A 20,959-nucleotide genomic window follows, 5' to 3' on the forward strand; every position below is an offset into this window, starting at 1 on the left:
ATCCCGCGTGGACGCCGGACGGCTCGCTCCTGGCGTTTCCCGCGGGACCGGACCCCGATTCCGACCTGACGTTCCGCTCCGGCGCGTACGTCGTCGAGCCCGGCGGGGACCCACGGCCGGTCGGCTCCGGCGAGGGCATGTGCGGCACGGTCGCCTGGACCGCCGACGCCGCCGCGCTGCTCGTCGTCGGCCGCCGCGACACCGCGCCCGGGCACCTGGGGCTGCTGCGGATCCCGTTGGACGGCGGCGAAACCACTGATCTGGCCGCCTCGCTGGACCGCAACGTCATGCCCGGCGGGCCGGGCTACCCCGGCGCGCTCCCGCAGCTCTCCGGCGCCACCGTGCTCTTCTGCGTTCGCGACCGCGGTTACACGCACCTGTACGCGGTCGACGCCGGGGGTGGCGAGCCGCGGCTCGTCGTCGGCGGCGCCGGGAACACGGTGGCCGCGATGTCCGTCGCCGGGGACACCGCGGCGATCGTGCTGGTCACGCCGACCTCCTACGGGGAGGTCGCCACGGTCGGCCTGCCCGGCGGGGAGATCGAGGTGCGCACCGCGTACGGGACGGGGGACCTCGAGCCGTTCGTCGCCGAAGAACGCGAGTTCACCGTCTCCGACGGCACGGTCGTGGCCGGCTGGCTGCTGCGCGACCCCGCCCGCACCGGCCCGCGGCCGCTGCTGCTGGACATCCACGGCGGCCCGCACAACGCGTGGAGCGGCACCGCCGACGCCGTGCACCTCTACCACCAGGAACTCGTCGCGCGCGGCTGGGCCGTACTGCTGCTCAACCCGCGGGGCAGCGACGGCTACGGCGAAGCGTTCTACACCGCGGCGGTCGGCGCCTGGGGCGTTGCCGACGCCCGCGACTTCCTCGAACCCCTGGATGACCTGGTCGCCGAGGGCGTCGCCGACGCGCGGCGGCTCGCCGTGGCCGGCTACAGCTACGGCGGCTACATGACCTGCTACCTCACCAGCCGGGACGACCGCTTCGCCGCGGCCGTCGCGGGCGGGGTCGTCAGCGACGTGGTCAGCATGGCCGGCACCTCCGACAGCGGCCACTACCTCGGCGTCGCCGAACTCGGCGCGCTCCCGGCGGAAAACCGGGCGCACTACGCGGCGCTTTCCCCGCTGTCCCAGGTGGAAAAGGTGCGCACGCCGACCCTGGTGGTGCACGGCGGCGCCGACGACCGCTGCCCGGCCGGGCAGGCCGAGCAGTGGTTCACCGCACTGCGCGAGCAGGGTGTGCCCACCCGCCTGGTGCTCTACCCCGGCGCGGCACACCTGTTCATCCTCGACGGAAAACCGTCGCACCGGCTGGACTTCAACCGCCGGATCGTCGACTGGGTCTCCCAGTACGCGGGCGAGCCGGGCAAGCCGGCGCGGGTGCCGCTCGACGCCGCGCACTGGCGGCGGCGCCTGGCCGCGCTGGCGCGCAAGCACCGCGTGCCGGGTGCGTCGCTGGGCATCCTGCGCGGCGACGACCAGGTGCTGGCGAGCCACGGCGTGCTGAACACCGCCACGGGGGTCGAGGTCACCGACGACTCGGTGTTCCAGATCGGCTCGATCACCAAGGTGTGGACGGCCACGGTGGCCATGCAGCTGGTCGACGAGGGCCTGCTGCAGCTGGACGCGCCGATCGCCGACGTGCTGCCCGAGCTGCGGCTGGCCGACCCGGACGTCACCAAGCAGGTGACCCTGCGGCACCTGCTCACCCACACGAGTGGCATCGACGGCGACGTCTTCACCGACACCGGCCGCGGCGACGACTGCATCGAGAAGTTCGTCGGCCTCCTCGCCGAGGTCGCGCAGAACCACCCGCTCGGGGCGACGCTGTCCTACTGCAACTCCGGGTTCGTGCTGGTGGGCCGGGTGATCGAGCAGCTCACCGGCCTGACCTGGGACGCGGCCCTGAGCGAACGGCTGTTCACCCCGCTCGGCCTGACCCGCACGGGCACGCTGCCGGAGGAGGCCCTGCTGCACCGCGCGGCGATGGGCCACGTCTCGGCCGGTGACGGCGAGCCGCGGCCGGCGCCGGCGTGGGGCCTGCCGCGCTCGGCGGGCCCGGCCGGGCTGATCACCGCGCCGGCGGCGGACGTCCTGGCGTTCGCCCGGATGCACCTGGCCGGCGGCCTCGACGTGCTGTCCGGCGCGTCGGCGGCGGCGATGACCGAGTGGCAGGCGGACATGCCCGACAAGCACACCCTCGGCGACTCGTGGGGCCTCGGCTGGATCCGCTTCGACTGGGACGGCCACCGCGTCATCGGCCACGACGGCAACACGATCGGGCAGTCGGCGTTCCTCCGGCTCCTGCCCTCCCACGGGCTGGCCGTCACACTGCTCACCAACGGCGGCAACACGCGCGACCTGTACGAAGAGCTCTACCGCGAGATCTTCGCCGAGCTCGCGGGGGTGGCGATGCCCCGCACGATCGGGCCGGCCGCCACGCCGCCGTCCGTGGACTTCGCGGAGTTCCTCGGTGTCTACGAGCGCGCGTCGATGCGGATCGAGGTTTTCGAAGGCGGCTCGGGCCTGCGGCTGCGGCAGACGATCACCGGCCCGATCGCCGTGCTGGTCCCGGAACCGACGACGGAACACGACCTGATCCCGATGGGTGGCTCGCAGTTCGTCTTCCGCGAGCCGGGCGCACGGTCCTGGATCTCGGCGACGTTCTACACGCTGCCGACGGGGGAGCGGTACCTGCACTGCGGTGTCCGCGCGACCCCGAAGACCAGGTAGCTGCGGTGAACTCCCGCTTCCGCTCGCCGAGCGGAAGCGGGACTTCCCTCAGTGGTGCGCAGCGGCCTGCGGGGCCGGCCCCCGCCGGATCAGCCAGCTGCCGGCGAAGGCGACCAGCCCCACGACTCCGGCGACGATGAACGCGGCCCGCAGGCCCGAGGCGTCCGGGCTGGCCGCCGTCGTGTCGTGGCTGCCCAGCGTCGCCACACTGACGAACACCGCCGTGCCGAGCGCGCCCGCCACCTGCTGCAGCGTCGAGAGGATCGCGCTGCCGTGCGAGTACAGGTGCTCGGGCAGCACGCCCAGCGACTCGGTGAACAGCGGCGTCATCATCAGCCCCAGCCCGGCCATCATCAGCACGTGGATCCCGATCACCGCGACCAGCGGCGAATCCGGCCCCAGCACCGCGAACAGCCACAGCGAAGCGGCCATCGCCGCCGCGCCGGGGATGACCAGCGGGCGCCCGCCGACCTTGTCGAACAGCGCACCGACCGGGCGGCCCAGCAGCCCCAGCACCAGCCCGCCGGGCAGCACGGCCAGCCCGCTGACGAACGTGCTCGTGTGCAGCACCGTCTGCAGGTACAGCGGCAGCAGGATCGCCGCGGCGCCGATCAGGCACACGAACAGCAACGCGGTCAGCACCAGCGCGACGACGAAGCTGCGGTGGGTGAACGGCCGCAGGTCCAGCAGGGCGCGGTCCCGGCGCTGCAGCCGCAGCTGCCGCCAGGTGAACACCACCAGCGAGGCGACCCCGACGACGATCGGCACCCAGCCCGGCACCGGCGGCTCGGCCCCGGCCTGCTCCCCGCCCGACGACAAGCCGTACAGCACCCCGCCGAACCCGATCGCGGACAGCAGCACCGACGGCACGTCCAGCGGCACCTGACGGCGTTCACTGTCGAGGCGCAGCATCAGCGCACCGGCCACCAGCGCGGCGACCGCCAGCGGCAGCACGATCCAGAACATCCAGCGCCAGCCCAGCGACGACAGCACCGCACCGCCGATGGTCGGCCCGATCGCCGGCGCGACCGCGATGACGATCGTGATCGTGCCCATCGTCGCGCCGCGCCGCTCCGGCGGCACCAGCCGCATCACCGTCGTCATCAGCAGCGGCAGCATCACCGCCGTGCCGCACGCCTGCACCACGCGCCCGGCCATCAGCAGCCCGAACCCGGGCGCGAGCGCGCTCAGCAGCGTGCCCAGGCTGAAGGCCGACAGCGAGAACAGGAACACCTGCCGCGGCGAGAACCGCTCCAGCAGGAACCCGGTCGTGGGGATGACGACCGCCATGGTCAGCAGGAACCCGCTGGTCAGCCACTGCACGGTGGTCGTCGGCACGCGCAGGTCGACGGTCAGGTCGCGCAGCGCGACGCTCAGGATCGTCTCGTTGAGGATCATCACGAACGCGGAAAGCACGAGAACCCCGATGAGGAGTCCCGAGCGCGCCGGGGGGCGGTTCACGTCGGCGGGCGGGGTGGACACGGTTTCGGTCATCGGGGTGGGACTCTCCTGGTCGGCCGGGACGCCCGTGCCGAACACGGACGTCCTTCGCAGTGTGCCCGTTTCGGGCCTCTCCTGTCAGGCGGTTTTCGGTACACCGGACCCCCTGCGCGGCCGCTCCAGACGTCCGTTATGCTTCTCGTCAACACAAAGTTCCGCAGCGCGCGATTAGCTCAGCGGGAGAGCGCTTCCCTGACACGGAAGAGGTCACTGGTTCAATCCCAGTATCGCGCACCACGAGTCCACCCCCGGATTTCGTGGCAGGCGGCACCGCGGGCGATTAGCTCAGGGGGAGAGCGCTTCGTTCACACCGAAGAGGTCACTGGTTCGATCCCAGTATCGCCCACGAGATTCGCTGGATGAGCCCTGTTCGCGGAAAGCGCGAACGGGGCTCATCTCGTTGTGTCCTGTGGGGGCCGAGCCCCCACGCCCCCGCCGGGGGCACGCCCCCGGACCCGCGCGGGTGGTTGCGTTGCGCTGTCGGGGTGCTGTGGGTGTGGGCTTTGATCCACTTCGGACTCTTTGCTCACAGCAGGCGGCGCTGGTGCACGTCGGCGGTGATCGTGTGGACCATCTTCGCCAGCTCGCCTGGTTCGGGGAGGGTTCCTTGTCGGCGGCCCGCGAAAAGCAGGTGGGCTGCTCCGATCAGGGACAGGGACAGGGAATCCACCTCCGCGTCCGCTGCGATGCGGCCCTGTTCGCGCTCGGCTGACAGGTAGGCCGCCAGCATCTGCCGCGCTTCCACCAGGAGCGGCACCCCGTTGCCCCGGTGGCGCAAGCGGGTGCGGAGCTCGTCGCGGAAGAAGATCAGGCTCGACAAGGCCACGGTGACCGGGTCGAACAACTCCGTCAGGGCGTCGACGAGGTTCTCCGCGACCGTTCGGGTTCCCGCCCCCGCCCGCAGGAGTACCCCCTGGTCCGTCAGGCGGGCGATGCGGTCGCGGACCAGTTCGGCCAGGAAGTCGTCGAAGTCGGCGAAGTGGCGGTGCAGGACACCCTTCGCGACGTCGGCCTCGGTGGTCACCGCCCGGCTGGTCAGCGCGGCCGGCCCGTCGCGGAGCAGGACCCGCTCGGCCGCGTCGAACAGCTGCTTGCGCACATCGCGCAGGTGGACCCCGGTCGGCATGCCCCTATTCTCCGGTACGCCCGGCGGTTGCCCTAGTGGGCGAGTGCCCATTAAAGTGGGCGCATGCCCACTCAACCTCATGAAGCGCGTGCGATGGCGGAATCCTTCGGAACGGACGCCGAACGCTACGACCGGGCGCGGCCGGAGTACCCGCGCGAGCTGGTGGACCGCGTCGTCGCCGCGAGTCCGGGACCCGACGTCCTGGACGTCGGCTGCGGAACCGGCATCGAAGCCCGCCAGTTCCGGGCGGCGGGCTGCCGGGTGCTCGGCATCGACCCCGACGAGCGGATGGCCGCCTTCGCACGTCAGGGCGGCATCGACGTCGAGGTGGCGAAGTTCGAGGACTGGGCCCCGGCCGGCCGGACCTTCGACGCGGTCGTCGCCGGCCAGGCGTGGCATTGGGTGGACCCGGCGACGGGCCCGGCCAAGGCGGCGCGGGTCCTGCGGCCCGGCGGCCTGCTGGCGGTGTTCGCCCACGTGTTCCAGCCGCCGGCCGAGGTGGCGGCGGCCTTCGCGGCGGCGTGCCGTCGCGTGCTCCCGGGTTCGCCGTTCGCGGCCGAGTCCCGGCCGGCCGCGGAGATCTACGACGTGATGTTCACCGGATTCGCCGACGCGATCGCCAGGGAGGACGGCCTCGGCACCCCGGACCGCTGGCACTTCGAGTGGCAGAGGACGTACACGCGCACCGAGTGGCTCGACTTCCTCCCCACAACGGGCGGCTTGACGCGGCTGCCACCGGACAAGCTGGCCGAGGTGCTGTCCGAGGTGGGCGCGGCCATCGACGGGCTGGGCGGCAGCTTCGTGCTGCCGTACACAACGTTGGCGGTGGTCGCGACCCGCCTTGACAAATAAAGTTGTCGGTGAGATCTTGGCTGAAGCCGAGGAAACCTCGACTTCATCCGGCCCAACTGGGGAGAAACCATGTCTTTTCAGGCTTACCTCGACAACGCGGAGAAGCAGACGGGCATCACCCCCCGAGCGTTCCTCGACCGCGCGGCGGCCAAGAACCTCACAAAGCCGGCCGAGATCATCACGTGGCTGAAGGAAGAGCACGCCCTGGGCCACGGCCACGCAACGGCAATCGCCAGGCTGATCACCAAGGGACCGGAGTTCGTGGCCGAGCACCACACAGGAGGAGTCCTCCACCTGGACGGCCTGGCGTCCCGCCCCTGACCGCCGGCTGCGCTCGCCCGCACCGGCTTGGCACCGGCCTCGACCGGCCAGTTTCGACCGGTTCTGCTCACCCCCGAGCACCGGCTGCGCTCACCCCCACCGGCTTGGCAGCCCGCCTCGACCGGCCGGCCCCTGACCGGCCTGGCTGCTCTCGCCCCCTCACCGGCCGAGGCCGCTCGCCCCTGCCCACCCGGCGAGCACACCCCCCTGCCAACCCGATACGCAGCCGCATCAGCGGCCGGCACGCCGGGTCAAGGCACGCTTTCCCGCCTTGACGCGGCGTGACGGCCGTTGAACAATCCGGCGTTCGGGTCGGCGGAAGAGGGAATCCGCGAGATGCTTCGCTGACCACGCAAGATGCCCGCCGGTCACGCGGCAGGAGCTGAAACTCATGGGACTCGGCACGGAACTCGCGTGACTGGGCACGGATCTCGCGTGACTGAGCACGGATCTCGCGTGGTTGAGCACGGATCTCGCGTGACTGGGCACGGATCTCGCGTGACTGGCGAGACATCTCGCGTGACTGGAGAGACATCTCGCCGCAAGGGCCTCACCCGGCGGCGAGCGGCCCGAGGAACGTCCCACCGGACACATCCAACGTCCGCCCGGTGATCCACCGCCCGCCCGGCCCGGCCAGAAACCCCACCACGTCCGCAACATCCTCCGGCTCGCCGATCCGCCCGAGGGCCGTGATCGCCGCGAGGCCCGCCGCCGCCTCCGGGATCGCGAGCATCGGCTCCGTCATGTCCGTGCGGATCGGCCCCGGCGCCACCGTGTTGACCGTGATCCCGCGCCGGCCCAGCTCGTTCGCCAGTGTCGGCGCCAGTGCCTCGACCGCCGCCTTGCTCACCGTGTACCCGATCTGGGTCTGGACCGCGATGCGGGTCGCCATCGAACCGACCGTCACGATCCGGCCGCCGTCGTTCAAGGCCGGCAGCAGGCGCTGGATCAGCAGCATCGGCGTCTTCACGTTGACCGCCAGGAGCCGGTCCAGTTCCTCCTCGGTCAGGGTGCCGATCGAGCTGTGAGAGCTGATGCCCGCATTGTTGACGAGGATGTCGAGCCCGTCGCCGCCGAACGCCGAGGTGACCGCGTCGGCCAGCCGGTCGACCGCCCCGGGTTCACCGAACCGGGCCGTCACCGGGAAGGCGCGGCCGCCCGCCTTCTCGATCAGCGCGACCGTTTCCCCGGCCGCCACTTCGTTGCCGCCGTGGTGCACCGCGACCACCGCGCCGTCCGCGGCCAGCCGCAGCGCCACCGCGCGGCCGATGCCCCGCGAAGCCCCTGTCACCAAAGCGTTCTTCGTCATGTCCGGTTCCTCCGGGTCCGTGCCGGGCCCGTGGTGACCCGGTGTTGTCCCGAAGGTTTCCGTCCGCCGCTGACCGGACGCGCACCACGCGCGCACCTCCCGGCAGCGCGTCGGTCAGCGGGCGGCCGCGACGGCGGGTTCGCGCGGACCCGGCGCCGGGGACCGCCGCGGCAGGAACGCGGCCACGGCCAGCGCGATCAGCGCCGCCGCCGACCCCATCCCCAGCACCAGCCGGAAGCCGTTCTGCGACGGCAGCGTCGCCGGCCCGAACGAAATCGTCAGCCGGGCGAGGATCAGCCCGGCGGTGGCGCTGGAAACCGACGTGCCGATCGAGCGCATCAGCGTGTTGAGGCTGTTGGCCGCCGCGGTTTCCGACACCGGCACGGCCCCCATGACCAGCGCCGGCATCGCGCCGTAGGCGAGCCCGATGCCCGCGCCGATGACGCTCGAGATCAGCACCAGGTGCCAGGTCGCGCTCATCAGGACGATGCCGAGCGCGTACCCGGCGGCGACGACCACCGCGCCGAGCATCAACGTCGTCTTCGGGCCGCGGGTGGCCGAAATGCGCGCGGACACCGGTGCCAGCGCCATCATCACCAGCCCGGACGGCGCCATCACCAGACCCACGGCCAGCATCGACTTCCCGAGGCCGTACCCGGTGGCCGCCGGCAGCTGCAGCAGCTGCGGCAGCACCAGGGACATCGCGAACATCGCGAAGCCGAACACCGCGGAGGCGATGTTGGTCAGCAGCACCTGGCGCCGCGCGGTCGTCCGCAGGTCCACCAGCGGCTGTGCCGTGCGCAGCTCCCAGCGGCCCCACAGCAGCAGGACGACGACGGCGATCGCGAACAGGCCCAGCGTCGCCGCGCTGCCCCAGCCCCAGTCGGCGCCCTTCGAGATGGCCAGCAGGAGGCACACCAGCGCGATCGACAACCCGGCCGCGCCGGGCACGTCGAACCGGCCGCCGGTGCGGACCGGCGACTCCGGCACGAGCGCGACGACCAGCGCCGTGACGACCACGCCCAGGCCGGCCGCGGTCCAGAAGAGCGCGTGCCAGTCGGCGTTTTCGGCCAGCAGCGCGGCCGCGGGCAGGCCCAGCGCGCCGCCGACGCCGAGCGACGCGCTCATCAGCGCCGTGGCGGAGCCGAGCCGTTCGGCGGGCAGCTCGTCGCGCATGATGCTGATCCCGAGCGGGATGACGCCGGCGGCGAGGCCCTGCAGGGTCCGCCCGGCGACCATCGGCACGAGGCTGTCGGACAGCGCGCCGATCGTCGAGCCCGCGACCAGCGCGCCGAGGCTGATCAGCAGCATCCGCCGTTTCCCGTACATGTCGCCGAGCCGGCCCATGGTCGGCGTCGCCACCGCACCCGCGAGCAGGGTAGCGGTGATGGCCCAGGTGGCGTCGGCCGCGGAGGCGTGCAGCAGCCCGGGCAGCGCCGGGATCAGCGGGATGACCAGCGTCTGCATCAGCGAGACGGTGATGCCCGCGAGGGCGAGGACCGCGACGACGAGGTTCGCGCGCGGCGAGGCCTCCCGGGCGGACGTGGATGGGTCGGGCACGAGCGGTCCTCCGGGAGCGGTCGAGGGGCGCGGTCGAGTTAAATCAGTCGCTTGACTTAGCTTAGCAGTCTTCGGTTGACTGATCACGAACCGACGGCCACCGCGGAGGAACCATGACGAGCACCGCCGAGATCCCCGAGTTCCCGATGATCCGGGCCGCGGGCTGCCCGTTCGACCCGCCGCCCGCCGCCCGCGCGCTGCAGGAGGAGACCCCGCTCGCCCGGGTCCGGCTGTGGGACGGCAGCACGCCGTGGCTGGTGACCCGCTACGCCGACCAGCGGGCACTGCTGGCCGATCCCCGCGTCAGCGCCGACGTCACGCGGCCCGGGTACCCGAGCCCGGCGCCGCTGCCGAAGGGCGGCACCGGCATCAGCTTCATCCTGATGGACAACCCCGAGCACGCGCGGCTGCGCAAGATGGTGACGGCGCCGTTCACGATCCGCCGCGTCGCCGCGATGCGCCCGGCCGTGCAGAAGATCGTCGACGACCGGATCGACGGGCTGCTGGCCGGCCCGAACCCGGTCGACCTCGTCGAGGCGTTCGCGCTGCCGGTGCCGTCACTGGTGATCTGCGAGCTGCTGGGCGTCCCGTACGCCGACCACGGCTTCTTCCAGGAGAACAGCAAGGTCATCATCCGCCGCGACGCCCGGCCCGAGGAGCGGGCGGCCGGGCACCGGGCGCTGATCGGCTACCTCGACCAGCTGGTGGGCGAGAAGCTCGAGCACCCCGCCGACGACCTGCTTTCCGGGCTCGCCACCCGCGTCGCGGCGGGGGAGCTGACCCGGGGCGAAGCGGCGCAGATGGGCGTCCTGCTGCTCATCGCCGGCCACGAGACGACGGCCAACATGATCGCGCTCGGCACCCTCGCCCTGCTGGAGCACCCGGACCAGCTGGCGCTGCTGCGTGAGAGCGACGACCCGGCGCTGGTCGCGTCGGCGGTCGAAGAACTGCTGCGCTACCTGAACATCACGCACAACGGGCGCCGCCGCGTCGCGCTGGCGGACATCGAGATCGCCGGGGAGACCGTCCGTGCGGGGGAGGGCCTGATCATGGCCAACGACATCGCCAACCGCGATCCGGAAGTCTTCCCCGCCGGCGACCGGCTGGACCTGACCCGCGACGCGCACCGCCACGTGGCCTTCGGCTTCGGCGTCCACCAGTGCCTCGGCCAGCCGCTGGCCCGGCTGGAGCTGCAGGTCGTCTACGGCACGCTGTACCGGCGAATCCCCACCCTGTCGCCGGCCACCGACGTCGGGAAGATCCCGTTCAAGCACGACGGGTCGGTGTACGGCGTGTACGAGCTGCCGGTCACCTGGTGAGTCAGACGCTGCGCAGCACCGACACGACCGCGCCGAGGATCACCGCGCGATCGCCGTCGATGACGTCGTAAGCCGGGTTGCGGGGCTCGAGGTACACGTGGCCGTCGCGGCGGCGGTAGACCTTGACCGTCGCCTCTTCGTCGATCATCGCCGCCACGATCTGACCCGAATGGGCTTCGGACTGCTGCTTGACCACCACGATGTCGCCGTCGCAGATGGCGGCGTCGATCATCGAGTCGCCGCGGACGCGCAGGCCGAACACCGTGCCGCGGCCGGTGAGGTCGCGGGGCAGCTTGAGGACGTCGTCGGTGTGCTCGATGGCCGAGATCGGGGTGCCCGCCGCGATGTCGCCGACCACGGGCACCGGCACCGAGTCGCCGTCCTCGGCGGACGCCGGGCCGTGCAGGAACGCGCGCACGTCGATCGGGCGCGACACGGTGGCCCCGCGGCGCAGGAAACCCTTGTCTTCGAGGCTGGCCAGGTGCTTCGACACCGACGACGTCGACTGCAGGCCGACGGCCTCGCCGAGCTCGCGGGTGCTGGGGGAGTAGCCGTGCTGGACCACCCAGTCCCGGATCGCGACCAGGATCCGCTGCTGCCGCTCCGGCAGGGCCGAGGGGTCGAGGTGCTCGAACGTGTCGTCGTAGGTGGTCACCGGCGTGATCCTAGAGGCAGGCGCCCCGCGTCCCGCCGCCGGTCCGGCCGGTGCGGTCCCGCTCAACGGAACACCGGGTGACAGTTGGCGCCTTACCAACATCAACCAGGACTTTGCCAGCCGTTGACCCGGGTAACGAATCGACGTATGGTCTAGACCACAATTTTCCTTCGCTCGCAACCCTTCCCGTCGCGGCGGACCTCCATCGAGGCCGGGGCCGCGGCTTCGCCGTGCCCGGCGGCGGGACGCGAGCCTTTCGGAGAAGGAGCTGGTATGAACCGCAAACTGGCCGCGGCCGCGGCGGGTGTCCTCCTGGCCCCCGTCCTGGTGGTGCTCAACCCCGCCGGGATCGCGAGCGCGCACGGCTACGTCAGCTCGCCGGCCAGCCGGCAGGCGCAGTGTGCCCAGCACGTCGTGGCGTGCGGGCAGATCCAGTACGAGCCCCAGAGCGTGGAAGGACCCAAGGGCCTGCGGTCCTGCAACGGCGGGGTGGCCCAGTTCGCCGAGCTCAACGACAACGGCAAGGGGTGGCGCGCCGCGAAGGTCGGCCGCACGGTGACCTTCACCTGGACCTTCACCGCCCGCCACCGCACGTCGAACTACCAGTACTTCATCGGCGGCCAGAAGATCGCGGAGGTGAGCGGGAACGACCAGCAGCCGCCGTCGACGGTCGCGCACCAGGTGAACCTGGGCAGCCACACGGGCCGCCAGACGGTGCTGGCGGTGTGGAACATCGCCGACACGGCGAACGCGTTCTACGCCTGCATCGACCTGCAGGTGAGCTGAACCGGCGCGGCCACCGGGCCGCACCGTCCACAGTGGCCGGACGGGCCGTGTCACCCCCTCGACGACACGGTCCGCCCGGCCTCCTTCGCGGCGACGAACCGCTTGCGCACCTCGACGACTTCCGTCAGCGCGGCCAGGGCCAGCATCCTCAGCAAGGCTCCGGTCGGCACTGCCTGCCCGCGGTCGTCGTCGCCCCGGAGACGACGCAGTTCCACGGCCTCGGCAGTGGCCTCGACCCCGTCCTCGCCGAAGCCGAGGTCGAGCAGCTGCAGCGACTTCTTCAGCAAGCAGTCGGCCAGCGGCCCGCTCTTCGTCGCCGCCGGGAATTTCGCGGGGCGTGAGGCCCAGTGCGAGAAGGAATTCGTGCAGCACGTCGGACGGCGCCCGCGCACCGGCGTCGGTGCCGAGTCCCCCCAGGTTCGCGTACAGCCGGCCCGTCCGGGAACCGCGCGATGTGCCCGGTGGCCCACCGGAGTACCAGGAACGTCTTGCCGATGCCGCGCGGCCCGGCCACCACGACGACGTTCTCGCCGCCGAGCAGCTTCGCCGTCAGCGCGCCGAGTTCTTCCGCCCGGCCGACGAACAGCCCGGGGTCGAAGGGGCGCAGCCGGGGCGGCCCGGCCGGCGGCCGGCTCCGGCCGGTCCGCCGGTGCGAGCAGCCGGTCACCTTCCCCGGGGCTCAGGTCCAGGGCCTGGGCCACGCGCCGCACGGACGGCCCGTGCGGGTGCCCCCGGCCGCCGGTTTCCCACCGCCGGATGGTCCGGATCGAGACCCCGGCGGCTTCGGCCAGGTGTTCCTGCGTGAAGCCCGCCGGGTCCAGTGCCGGCGGAGCAGTGCACCCCGGTGCGCGGTCGATCGCCCTCCCCGTTCGTCCGGCCGTTCCCCGGTGTCGGCGCGGGTTCCGTGATGCCGGGGCGGTACCGCCGGTGACCAGGACGCGAACCGGTCAGGTGTGGCCGGTCCGCCGTCACCGCGGTGGCGCGGAGAGTGACGGCCGCCTCGCCACCCGGGCCGAACTGTCCACAAAGGAGCCCGGGGAACCGAGGGGCACCCCGAACCCGGCGCCGCTGCTGGTACACCTGGTGCCATGGCTTTGCACGATCTCGGCGCCGCGGTGCGCCGGCTGCGCGAGAACACCGACCCGGCCGTGGCCGGGCTGCCGGGCGGGCGGCGGCGGACCCGCGGGTTGCGGCGGGAGGAGCTCGCCGAGCTGGCCGGGGTGTCCGCGGACTACGTGCGGCGGCTGGAGCAGGGGCGCCGCCACCCGTCGGCCGGGGTGGTGACCGCCATCGCCGGGGCGTTGCGGCTCGGGCGGGCGGACTACGAACGGCTCTGCGCACTGGCCGGCTACGCCCCGGTGGACGGGCGGGTGCCGCGCGAGGCGGGGCCGGCGGCGCTGCGGCTGCTGGAACGGTTCGGCGGCACCCCCGCGTTCCTGGCCGACGCGGCGTGGAACGTGGTCGCCGTCAACGGTGCGTGGTTCGCGCTGCAGGCCGGCGGCCCGACCGGGCACGACCGGGACTGGAACGTCGCCTGGCGCACGTTCTGCAACGCACCCCGCGGGATCAGCCGGACCGACGAGCGCGCGGCCGGCTTCCGGGCGATGCTCGCCGCCCGGCTGCGGGACACCTCCCTGCGCTACCCCGGGGACGCGGCGCTCGCCGGGCTCGTCGACGAGCTGCGGAGCACGAGCCGGCCGTTCGACACCTTGTGGCGGGCCCCGGAACCGGTGACCGCGTACGAGAACCGGGCGGTGTTCCGGCATCCCGACGGAGCGGACATCACGCTCGACGGCACCCTGCTCGAGGTGCCGGGAGACGACCTGATGGCGGTGGTCCTCACCGCGGCCCCGGGTTCGGCCGACGCGGCCCGGCTGGGCGAGGTCGTCGCCGCCTCGGGCCCGCCGTCCGTCGTCCGGGTGGGCCCACCCGGCCCACCCGGCTCGGCCGGCTAGCGGGTGAAGGTGAACCAGTTGACGTTGACGAAGTCCGCCGAGCTGCCGGAGAACGTCAGGTAGAGGTCGTGCACGCCGGTGGCCGGGGCGACGACGTTGGCCGGCACCGTCTGCCACTGCTGCCAGCCGCCGTTGTTCGCGAAGTCGATCTCGGCGATCACCGGGCCCGTCACGCTGTCCAGGCGGGCCCGGATGGCGCCGCTGACCCCGGCGGCCGCTCCCGAGGCGAGGCGGGCGACGAACTGGTTCGGCGAGCTCGCCCCGAAGTCGACGCGGGCGTACTTGAGCCAGTCGCCGTTCGCCAGCCAGCCGACGTCCACCCCGCCGCCGGTGTCGCCGCACGACTCGTTCTGCGTGCCGCTCTGGGCGTTGTAGGCCTCCGCCTGGATGGTGGAGTACGCGCTCGTGCCGCCGGAGCCGGGCGGGGTCGTGCCGCCGCCCGCGCCCGGTCCGAGCGAGACCGTCCAGGACGTCGGGGCCGGGTCCTGGAGGTGGCCGTCGACGGGCTGGGCCCCGGTCGGGCCGACGTCGTCGTACGGGAAGGCGTAGCCGATCGAGGCGTACTGGTGCACCAGGCGGGCGTAGTGGTTGGTGGTGGCGTCCCGGTAGTACTGCGACGGTGCGACGCCGTCGGGCTGGTTGTTCCCGCCGGCCACCAGCAGGCTGCTGCGGTTCAGCGCGGCGGCCAGCCGGGCGGCGACCGCGCCCCGGGCGTCGCTGCCGGAGTTGTACAGCGGTCCGCTCGCGCAGCCGAAGATGTCCGCCGCGCTCGGCTTGGTGAACGGCACGCCGTTGGTGTTCAGGCCGGCGAACACGATCGCGTCGCCGCTGACGGTGCCCGTGTAGGAGCCGATGCCGCCTTGGCCGTTGATCGTCAGCGGGGTCGTGCGGTAGTGGTCCCAGACGGCGTTGAGGTAGTTCGTCCAGTAGCCGCCGAAGTCGACGGGGGAGTGGCCGGGCGCGAGCACCCGCACCACCTTGCCGGCGCTGTCGGTGACGACCAGCCGGTCCCACGGTGCGCCGTCGGTGTTGTGCTGCGCGCGCAGCCCGTCCGCGATGCTCCCGAGGGCGCCGTCCGGCAGCGGGCTGACCGACTGCGCGCCCGCCGCGCCGGTGGTGGCCATCGACACCGGCAGCGCCACCATGTCGACGTAGCTGATGTTCGCGTAGAGGTTCGCGCTGTTGTAGGTGAACTCGCAGAACGTCCAGTTCGTCTGCCAGTTCGGGTCCGCGCTGGTGAACCCGGGCTGCACCAGTCCGGGCCCGGGGTTGACGAAGAACTGGATCTTCTTGCCGACCGAGAACCACACCCGGCCGCCGATGAGGAAGTCGGTCAGGGTCACCGTGAGCTGGGACCCCGAGCCGCCGAGCGGGATGGCGTAGTCCGGGACCGGCGTCACCGGCGAGGAGGGGTTCGGCAGCGCCTGGAACCGGCCGTCGGCGGTGACGAAGCCGGGGCGGCCCGCGGTGTCCGAGCCGCTGATGTAGGCGTAGACGGTGCCGCCGCCCGAATTGTTCTTCAGCGTCAACGGCAGGGCCGTGGCGGCGCGTGCTCGCGGAGCGGTGACGGCGGACCACAGCGGCGTGCTCGCCGCGGCGGCGACCAGGCCGGCGGTGACGAAGGTACGCCTCGACAGCATGGCACCTCCTCGGAAACGGGCGGCTTCCGCGGGGCCGGCCGGCCCCGCGTCCACCGGGAACGGTGACCGGACGGTAGGTACGCGGTCCGGCGGGGTCAACATCCGGCGGCCCGGATCGGGTACGGACGGCCCTCGAAGCTGCCTCATGTTGCCCGGACCACTGCTTCCGGTGGTCCGCATATCGTCCTTTGTGGACGCCGCGATCAGCGGTCGTGCGGCGCGGGGAGCCCGGCGGCGGCCAGCGCCGCCCAGAGTGGCTTCGCGTCGAACCGCGGGGTCCCCAGTCCTTCGACGAACCGGCAGCCGAAATCGCCGGCGGTGAGGGTGGTCGCCCGGCCCCGGGTGTCGACGAACCGAAGCCGGTAGCTCGGCCCCATGTCGGCGGTGCAGGCCAGGTCCGACGGCGGTTCCGGCAGGGCGCACGCGGCGGCGGCGACCTTCTTGATCGCGGCCGCGTCGGTGCTGCGGCTTTCGCCGCGCGTGCCTTCCGCCGCGCCGGGCAACGGCGGGTACAGCGGCCCGCTGTCGACGAGTTCACGCGGTTCGTAGGAGGCCGCGCACAGCGCGTCCGCCGACCCGGGCCGGGCGTTGTTGCCGCAGGCCACGGCACTCAGCACGACGAGGATCACGCCCGGGACAGCGGACAGCGTGCGCATGGGAGGTGCCTCCTTCGATCCGTTGCTCCCCGGACGGAACCACCCGGCCGTCCGGTTGCACCTACGGGTGGACTCCCTCGGCGAGGATGACGTCGGCGAGGTTGTCCATCGCCCGGGTCATGTCGGCGCGCAACCCGGCGGCGACGACGCGGTGGACGAGCGGACCGAGCGGGCCCAGGCCGAGGCGGTACCGGACGGCGTAGGTCATCAGCGTGTTTTCCGAACCGTCGCCGCGGGTGAGCGGCTCGAACTCGAACACGTTGGTCAGGTCCTGCAGCGGCGCGAACCCGACGCCGGTGTCGACCCGGCGGGTGAGCGGCTCGATTTCGCGGACCGTCCAGGTGGACCGGGTGGTCAGCGGGCCGAGCGACTTGTTGCGTTCGCGGTAGGTCCGGCCGATTTCCGCGGTGCCGTGGTGGTCGGTCACCTCCAGGACGGTCGGGACCCACTCGGCGTAGCGGTGGGTCGCGGAGATCACGTCCCACACCCGCCGGACCGGGTGCGGGATGATCGCCTGCTCGGAAACGGTGTAGTCGCGCACCATCGTCCCCTTCACTCGTGGCCGAGGACGGCGCGGGCGGCGGTTTCGCCGGAGCGGACCGCACCGTCCATGTATCCGTTCCAGTGATCCGCGTGCTCGGCACCGGCCCAGTGCACCCGGCCGAACGGCCGGTCGCGCCAGGGGCCGAGCTCGGTCAGCACGCCGGGCCCGGGCACGGACGTCGGTCCGCCGCGGGTCCATTCCTCGCCGACCCAGTCCTGTTCGAAGTACTCGACCGGGCTCAACGCGGCTTTCCCGACGGCGGCGGCGAAGGCGCGCAGAACGGCGGCGCGTCGTTCGCGGGGCGGCCGGGCCGCCCAGGCGTGCCACTGCGGGCCGCCGAGGAAGCCCATCAGGACACCCGGCTTGCCGTCGGGCGGCGAGTTGTCCCACATGGAACAGATCGGTGAGCCGTGCCGGAACACGGCCTGGCCGTTGAGCCCGTCGGCCCGCCAGAACGGCTCCGGGTACACGGCCTCGCACTTCATCAGCGCGCCGAAGGTCATCCGGGAGAACAGCGCGTCCTGCTGCGGCGGCAGCAGCGGGCGCCAGGAGATCCGGGCGGCCAGCGCCGGCGGGACGGCGACGACGACGTGCCGCGCGCTCCAGGTGTCCACATCGGACTTGACCGTCACCCGGTCGTCGTCCTGCTCGATCGCCCGCACCGGAGCGCCGAGCACCACGCGCCCGTCGAGCTCGTCGCCGATGCGTTGCGAGATCAGCTGAGAACCACCGGCGAAGCGGGATTCCTGCGCTCCGCCGGTGACGCCGATGCCGCGTTCGACGGTGCCGGGGGTGGTTTCGTTGCCGAAGCCGGCGATGTACCAGAGGCTGTAGAGCAGCGACGCGCCGGCGGCGCTCCCGCCGTAGGCCGAGCCGAGCAGCACGTTGACCAGGTCCAGCGCGCCGGTGCCCGCCGTGGTGTGCCGGATCCAGCTTTCGAACGTCACGCTGTCCCACGCCCGCGCCTTGGGAGCGCGCCACGGCGCTTCCAGGGGGATCTTCCCGGCCAGCTGGTTGATCCGCCGCATGGCGATCGCGAGGTCGGGCAGGGCGAGCGGGTCGGGCGGGATGTCGCCGCGGTACCGGCGCGCCCGGTCGCCGTTGACGTAGACCGACGCTCCCTCGGTGTGGGCGGGGAACGTCTCGACGCCGACCTGCTTGGCCAGTGCGAGGATGTGGTCCTGGGTCGGGCCGACGAACTGGCCGCCCGCTTCCACCACTTTGCCGTCGCCGAGGTCGTGGTTCACGGTGCGGCCGCCGACCCGGTCGCGGGCTTCCAGGACGACGACGTCGCGGCCGGCCGCCGACAGTTCGCGGGCGGCGGTGAGCCCGGCCAGGCCCGCGCCGACCACGACGACGTCAGCGCGGCGCATCGGCGGTCTCCAGCGTGGGCGTGGATGCGGCGAAGGCGTCGGCGGCCGCCAGGTCGAACTCGCCGTGGTCGCTGCCCAGCCCCTGGGCGACCAGGGCCGCGGCGGCGGAGCCGAGCACGGCGGCGTCCCGCGGCGAGCGGCCGAGGCCGATGCCGCGGAGGAAGCCGGCGGAGAACGCGTCACCGCAGCCGGTGGTGTCGACGACGTCGACCGCGAACGCGGGGACGGCGACCACCTCGTCCGCCGTGATCACCAGGGCACCGCGGGCCTCCCGGGTGACGGCGACGCAGCCGACGCCCTGACCGATCAACGCGCGAGCGCCGTCTTCGAGGGTGTCGGCGCCGGTGAGCCCGAGGACCTGCTGCTCGTTGGGCAGCAGGTAGTCCAGAAAGGACAGTGCGGGCGCGATCCAGGCCAGGATCCCGGGATCGCCGGGGGCGAGCAGGTCGGCCGAGGTGACCACGCCGGCCGCCCGCGCGGGGGAGAGGATCTTCGCCGCGTTCTCCCCGCCCATCAGCTCGGGCGCGCCGAGGTGCAGGTGGGTCGCCCGGGCGACTTCGGCTTCCGCGATGTCGCCGGGGCCGTAGGTGAGGTTCGCGCCGGGGACGTGGAAGGCGGGCCGGCTGCCGTCGGGGCGGATGGGCAGCACCGACGCCGAGGTCTGCACGTCTTCGCGGCGGACCACCAGTGAGGTGTCGATGCCGTACCGGGTCAGCATGGTCAGCAGCAGGTCGCCGATGGGGTCGGTGCCGATCGCGCCGGCGGTGCGGACGCTCGCGCCGAGCTTGGCCAGCGTCAGCGCGGTGCCGGCCGCGGTCCCGGCCGGCCCGAACCGGATCTGCTCGACCAGGGCCGCGCCCTGGCCTTCCGGGATGGCTTCGACCGGCCGGACCTGCACGTCGAACACGTGCGCGCCGAGCGTGATCACCGTTTGCGTCACAGATCCTCCTCGATCCGTTTGGTGCTGCCGTAGCCGCGCCGCAGCGCGGCTTCGATCACCGCGGTCTGCTGGGCGGTGTCCAGGACCCGGGGCGTGCCGATCGACGCGGCGTTCCGGTAGAGCTCGCAGGCCCACTCGAGCAGCAGCGCGTTGTCCACCGCCGCCTGGAGCGCGGGGCCGTGCACGACGGCGCCGTGGTTGGCCATCAGCGCCGCCGACTTGCCCTCGAGCGCGGTCCACACGTGCTCGGCCAGCTCATCGCTGCCGAAGACGGCGAACGGCGCGACCCGCACGGCCCCGCCGAGCAGGAGCTGCTGGTAGTGCACGCAGGGGAGTTCGTCGAGCGCGCACGACACCGCGGTGGCCTGCGGCGAGTGCGTGTGCACCACCGCACCGGCGCCGGAGCGGTGGTAGATCCCCAGGTGCAGTTCCAGTTCCGAGGTCGGCGCGAGCTCCCCGGCGACGACCTTCCCGGCCAGGTCGACGACGGTGACCTGCTCCGGCGTGATGCGCCCGAGCACGACGCCGGTCGCGGTCACCGCGACGTGCTCGCCCACGCGCACGCTCACATTGCCCGCGGTGCCGATCAGCAGTCCGGCACCGGCCAGGTCGTGGCAGGCCGCGACCACCGCTTCCCGCTCGGCCCGCAGGAGCACTGTCCCCTGAGTCATCGGCTCAGCGTAGGCTAAACATGAAACAAAGTCACGTTCATGTTCGGGCGGCCGGTGGCGGAACGACGATGCGGCTGCGGGGCGGCGATCGACACCGCCTGGTGCGGTGTCGCGTTGACAGCGCTCGGGGCGCGGGTGTTCTTCAAGGACGCCCTCACCCGGAGGGTGGCCGCCGGCGTCGGGCTGGTCGCCGCGGGCGTGCTGATCATCGAACTCGGCGCGGCCGCGCACTGAAGGGGTGGTGGGATGGCGACGCTGGTGGACCAGACGATCCTGATCGTCGGTGCTTCCTCGGGGATCGGCGCCCAGGTGGCCCGCGACATCGCCGGCCACGGCAACCGGGTGGTGGTCGTGGCCCGGCGGGCGGAGGAGCTGGCGGCCGTGGCCGCCGACGTCCGCGCGGCGGGGAGTGCCTGCCTCGACCTCGTGGCCGACGCGCTCGACCCCGCGGCGGCGGCCGCGGTGGTGGCGCGGGTGGTGGCGGAGTTCGGCGCGGTGGACGTCGCGCTGCTCAACGTGGGCCAGGGCCCGGACATGTCCGTGGCCGAAGCCGGGGTCGGCGACATCGCCCGGGTGATGGCGCTGAACTACGACGTCACGGTGAACTACCTGGTCCCGCTGATCGCGCAGCTGCGCCGGCAGGGCGGCGGCTTGATCGCGCAGACCAACTCCCTGGCGGGCCTGCTGGGGATCCCGCGCCAGGGCCCGTATTCGGCCGCGAAGGCCGCGGTGCGGACCCTGATCGACGCGGCGCGGGTCGAGCTCGCGCCCGAGGGAATCCGCTTCACCTCGCTGTACCCCGGCTTCGTGGCCACCGCCCGCGTCCGTGCCGACGGGCTGCCGAAACCGTTCGAGATCAGCGAAAAGCGGGCCGCGCGGCACGTGGTCCGGGCACTGCGGCGGGAACCCGCCGGCGCGTCCTTCCCGTGGACGACGTCCGCGCTGGTCCGGGTGCTGGGGGCGCTGCCGGTGTCCGTTTCCGGGCCGTTGTTGCGAAAACTGGCCCGCTGACCGGAC

General features: G+C 72.8%; 20 protein-coding genes, 2 tRNA genes and 1 pseudogene. 10 read left to right on the forward strand and 13 right to left on the reverse strand.

Going from position 1 to position 20,959, the window contains the following annotated elements:
* On the forward strand, window positions 1–2,735 hold a 2,735-nt coding region (locus tag ACFVYA_RS33725), incomplete at its 5' end, for a serine hydrolase (RefSeq protein ID WP_387050788.1).
* Window positions 2,736–2,783: 48 nt separating this feature from the next.
* On the opposite strand, the gene ACFVYA_RS33730 is transcribed toward ACFVYA_RS33725, so the two are convergent.
* A complete protein-coding gene (locus ACFVYA_RS33730; RefSeq protein ID WP_285993786.1) occupies window positions 2,784–4,229 on the reverse strand; it encodes a DHA2 family efflux MFS transporter permease subunit in 1,446 nt (481 codons plus the stop codon).
* Window positions 4,230–4,397: 168 nt separating this feature from the next.
* Between ACFVYA_RS33730 and ACFVYA_RS33735 the strand changes: the two genes are divergently transcribed.
* Both ACFVYA_RS33735 and ACFVYA_RS33740 read left to right on the forward strand, forming a co-directional pair.
* Window positions 4,398–4,472, forward strand: a tRNA-Val gene (locus tag ACFVYA_RS33735).
* Window positions 4,473–4,509: 37 nt separating this feature from the next.
* A tRNA-Val gene (locus ACFVYA_RS33740) sits at window positions 4,510–4,581 on the forward strand.
* 180 nt (window positions 4,582–4,761) lie between these two features.
* On the opposite strand, the gene ACFVYA_RS33745 is transcribed toward ACFVYA_RS33740, so the two are convergent.
* Window positions 4,762–5,361 carry a TetR/AcrR family transcriptional regulator gene (locus ACFVYA_RS33745; RefSeq protein WP_387050790.1) on the reverse strand — a complete coding sequence of 200 codons (600 nt, stop codon included), beginning with the start codon at window positions 5,359–5,361 and terminating at the stop codon, window positions 4,762–4,764.
* Between the two features lie 93 nt (window positions 5,362–5,454).
* On the opposite strand from ACFVYA_RS33745, the gene ACFVYA_RS33750 reads away from it, so the two are divergent.
* Together ACFVYA_RS33750 and ACFVYA_RS33755 are read left to right on the forward strand one after the other, a co-directional pair.
* The gene (locus ACFVYA_RS33750; RefSeq protein WP_387050791.1) at window positions 5,455–6,213 is read left to right on the forward strand and encodes a class I SAM-dependent methyltransferase; all 759 of its coding nucleotides are present in this window, start codon (window positions 5,455–5,457) and stop codon (window positions 6,211–6,213) included.
* Between the two features lie 69 nt (window positions 6,214–6,282).
* On the forward strand, window positions 6,283–6,534 hold the full coding sequence (locus ACFVYA_RS33755) for a DUF4287 domain-containing protein (RefSeq protein WP_285990731.1): 252 nt from the start codon (window positions 6,283–6,285) through the stop codon (window positions 6,532–6,534).
* A 550-nt stretch (window positions 6,535–7,084) separates the two neighbouring features.
* Here ACFVYA_RS33755 and ACFVYA_RS33760 read toward each other — a convergent pair.
* Both ACFVYA_RS33760 and ACFVYA_RS33765 read right to left on the reverse strand, forming a co-directional pair.
* Window positions 7,085–7,843 carry an SDR family NAD(P)-dependent oxidoreductase gene (locus ACFVYA_RS33760; protein WP_387050793.1) on the reverse strand — a complete coding sequence of 253 codons (759 nt, stop codon included), beginning with the start codon at window positions 7,841–7,843 and terminating at the stop codon, window positions 7,085–7,087.
* Between the two features lie 114 nt (window positions 7,844–7,957).
* Window positions 7,958–9,403 (reverse strand): MFS transporter, encoded by a 1,446-nt coding sequence (locus ACFVYA_RS33765; RefSeq protein ID WP_387050795.1) that lies wholly within the window; start codon window positions 9,401–9,403, stop codon window positions 7,958–7,960.
* 113 nt (window positions 9,404–9,516) lie between these two features.
* Here ACFVYA_RS33765 and ACFVYA_RS33770 point away from each other — a divergent pair, with 113 nt between their 5' ends.
* Entirely contained in the window at window positions 9,517–10,722 is a 1,206-nt protein-coding gene (locus tag ACFVYA_RS33770) for a cytochrome P450 (protein WP_387050796.1), read from the forward strand.
* Window position 10,723: 1 nt separating this feature from the next.
* Here ACFVYA_RS33770 and lexA read toward each other — a convergent pair whose 3' ends face one another.
* Complete coding sequence (gene lexA / locus ACFVYA_RS33775; RefSeq protein ID WP_387050798.1) at window positions 10,724–11,377, reverse strand: transcriptional repressor LexA; 654 nt, start codon at window positions 11,375–11,377, stop codon at window positions 10,724–10,726.
* A 273-nt stretch (window positions 11,378–11,650) separates the two neighbouring features.
* Here lexA and ACFVYA_RS33780 point away from each other — a divergent pair, with 273 nt between their 5' ends.
* A complete protein-coding gene (locus tag ACFVYA_RS33780; RefSeq protein WP_387050800.1) occupies window positions 11,651–12,163 on the forward strand; it encodes a lytic polysaccharide monooxygenase auxiliary activity family 9 protein in 513 nt (170 codons plus the stop codon).
* Between the two features lie 50 nt (window positions 12,164–12,213).
* Here ACFVYA_RS33780 and ACFVYA_RS33785 read toward each other — a convergent pair whose 3' ends face one another.
* Window positions 12,214–12,555, reverse strand: a complete 342-nt coding sequence (locus tag ACFVYA_RS33785; protein WP_387050802.1) for a hypothetical protein — start codon at window positions 12,553–12,555, stop codon at window positions 12,214–12,216.
* A gap of 285 nt (window positions 12,556–12,840) precedes the next feature.
* A pseudogene (locus ACFVYA_RS33790) lies at window positions 12,841–13,098 on the reverse strand (helix-turn-helix transcriptional regulator); the annotation flags it as partial.
* A 153-nt stretch (window positions 13,099–13,251) separates the two neighbouring features.
* Between ACFVYA_RS33790 and ACFVYA_RS33795 the strand changes: the two are divergent.
* A complete protein-coding gene (locus tag ACFVYA_RS33795) occupies window positions 13,252–14,118 on the forward strand; it encodes a helix-turn-helix domain-containing protein (protein ID WP_387050804.1) in 867 nt (288 codons plus the stop codon).
* Here the strand turns inward: ACFVYA_RS33795 and ACFVYA_RS33800 are convergent.
* From ACFVYA_RS33800 to ACFVYA_RS33825, 6 genes are all read right to left on the reverse strand, one after another.
* Window positions 14,115–15,758, reverse strand: coding sequence for a beta-1,3-glucanase family protein (locus ACFVYA_RS33800; RefSeq protein WP_387050805.1), 1,644 nt, complete (start codon window positions 15,756–15,758; stop codon window positions 14,115–14,117). The two genes, ACFVYA_RS33795 and ACFVYA_RS33800, sit on opposite strands and share 4 nt — an antisense overlap.
* Window positions 15,759–15,961: 203 nt before the next feature.
* On the reverse strand, window positions 15,962–16,414 hold the full coding sequence (locus tag ACFVYA_RS33805; RefSeq protein ID WP_387050807.1) for a hypothetical protein: 453 nt from the start codon (window positions 16,412–16,414) through the stop codon (window positions 15,962–15,964).
* A gap of 61 nt (window positions 16,415–16,475) precedes the next feature.
* A complete protein-coding gene (locus tag ACFVYA_RS33810; protein WP_285990741.1) occupies window positions 16,476–16,955 on the reverse strand; it encodes an SRPBCC family protein in 480 nt (159 codons plus the stop codon).
* 11 nt (window positions 16,956–16,966) lie between these two features.
* The gene (locus tag ACFVYA_RS33815; protein ID WP_285990742.1) at window positions 16,967–18,331 is read right to left on the reverse strand and encodes an FAD-dependent oxidoreductase; all 1,365 of its coding nucleotides are present in this window, start codon (window positions 18,329–18,331) and stop codon (window positions 16,967–16,969) included.
* Window positions 18,318–19,271, reverse strand: a complete 954-nt coding sequence (locus ACFVYA_RS33820; RefSeq protein ID WP_387050810.1) for a carbohydrate kinase family protein — start codon at window positions 19,269–19,271, stop codon at window positions 18,318–18,320. Before ACFVYA_RS33820 ends, ACFVYA_RS33815 begins: the two co-directional genes overlap by 14 nt.
* Entirely contained in the window at window positions 19,268–19,927 is a 660-nt protein-coding gene (locus tag ACFVYA_RS33825) for a class II aldolase/adducin family protein (RefSeq protein ID WP_387050846.1), read from the reverse strand. The genes ACFVYA_RS33820 and ACFVYA_RS33825 overlap by 4 nt, the downstream gene beginning before the upstream one ends.
* Window positions 19,928–19,981: 54 nt before the next feature.
* Between ACFVYA_RS33825 and ACFVYA_RS33830 the strand changes: the two genes are divergently transcribed.
* Window positions 19,982–20,176: a hypothetical protein gene (locus ACFVYA_RS33830; RefSeq protein WP_387050812.1), complete on the forward strand. Its 195-nt coding sequence runs from the start codon at window positions 19,982–19,984 to the stop codon at window positions 20,174–20,176.
* A 12-nt stretch (window positions 20,177–20,188) separates the two neighbouring features.
* A complete protein-coding gene (locus ACFVYA_RS33835) occupies window positions 20,189–20,953 on the forward strand; it encodes an SDR family NAD(P)-dependent oxidoreductase (RefSeq protein WP_387050813.1) in 765 nt (254 codons plus the stop codon).
* Window positions 20,954–20,959 lie beyond the last annotated feature (6 nt).

The organism is Amycolatopsis sp. NPDC058278 (assembly GCF_042881395.1).
Lineage (GTDB): Bacteria > Actinomycetota > Actinomycetes > Mycobacteriales > Pseudonocardiaceae > Amycolatopsis.

Excerpts from the sequence above, each read along its gene's own strand:
- ACFVYA_RS33730 (WP_285993786.1), bottom strand. The coding sequence starts at position 4,229 with ATGACCGAAACCGTGTCCACCCCGCCCGCCGACGTGAACCGCCCCCCG.
- ACFVYA_RS33745 (WP_387050790.1), bottom strand. The coding sequence starts at position 5,361 with ATGCCGACCGGGGTCCACCTGCGCGATGTGCGCAAGCAGCTGTTCGAC.
- ACFVYA_RS33750 (WP_387050791.1), top strand. The coding sequence starts at position 5,455 with ATGGCGGAATCCTTCGGAACGGACGCCGAACGCTACGACCGGGCGCGG.
- ACFVYA_RS33755 (WP_285990731.1), top strand. The coding sequence starts at position 6,283 with ATGTCTTTTCAGGCTTACCTCGACAACGCGGAGAAGCAGACGGGCATC.
- ACFVYA_RS33760 (WP_387050793.1), bottom strand. The coding sequence starts at position 7,843 with ATGACGAAGAACGCTTTGGTGACAGGGGCTTCGCGGGGCATCGGCCGC.
- ACFVYA_RS33770 (WP_387050796.1), top strand. The coding sequence starts at position 9,517 with ATGACGAGCACCGCCGAGATCCCCGAGTTCCCGATGATCCGGGCCGCG.
- ACFVYA_RS33780 (WP_387050800.1), top strand. The coding sequence starts at position 11,651 with ATGAACCGCAAACTGGCCGCGGCCGCGGCGGGTGTCCTCCTGGCCCCC.
- ACFVYA_RS33795 (WP_387050804.1), top strand. The coding sequence starts at position 13,252 with ATGGCTTTGCACGATCTCGGCGCCGCGGTGCGCCGGCTGCGCGAGAAC.
- ACFVYA_RS33800 (WP_387050805.1), bottom strand. The coding sequence starts at position 15,758 with ATGCTGTCGAGGCGTACCTTCGTCACCGCCGGCCTGGTCGCCGCCGCG.
- ACFVYA_RS33805 (WP_387050807.1), bottom strand. The coding sequence starts at position 16,414 with ATGCGCACGCTGTCCGCTGTCCCGGGCGTGATCCTCGTCGTGCTGAGT.
- ACFVYA_RS33815 (WP_285990742.1), bottom strand. The coding sequence starts at position 18,331 with ATGCGCCGCGCTGACGTCGTCGTGGTCGGCGCGGGCCTGGCCGGGCTC.
- ACFVYA_RS33830 (WP_387050812.1), top strand. The coding sequence starts at position 19,982 with ATGTTCGGGCGGCCGGTGGCGGAACGACGATGCGGCTGCGGGGCGGCG.
- ACFVYA_RS33835 (WP_387050813.1), top strand. The coding sequence starts at position 20,189 with ATGGCGACGCTGGTGGACCAGACGATCCTGATCGTCGGTGCTTCCTCG.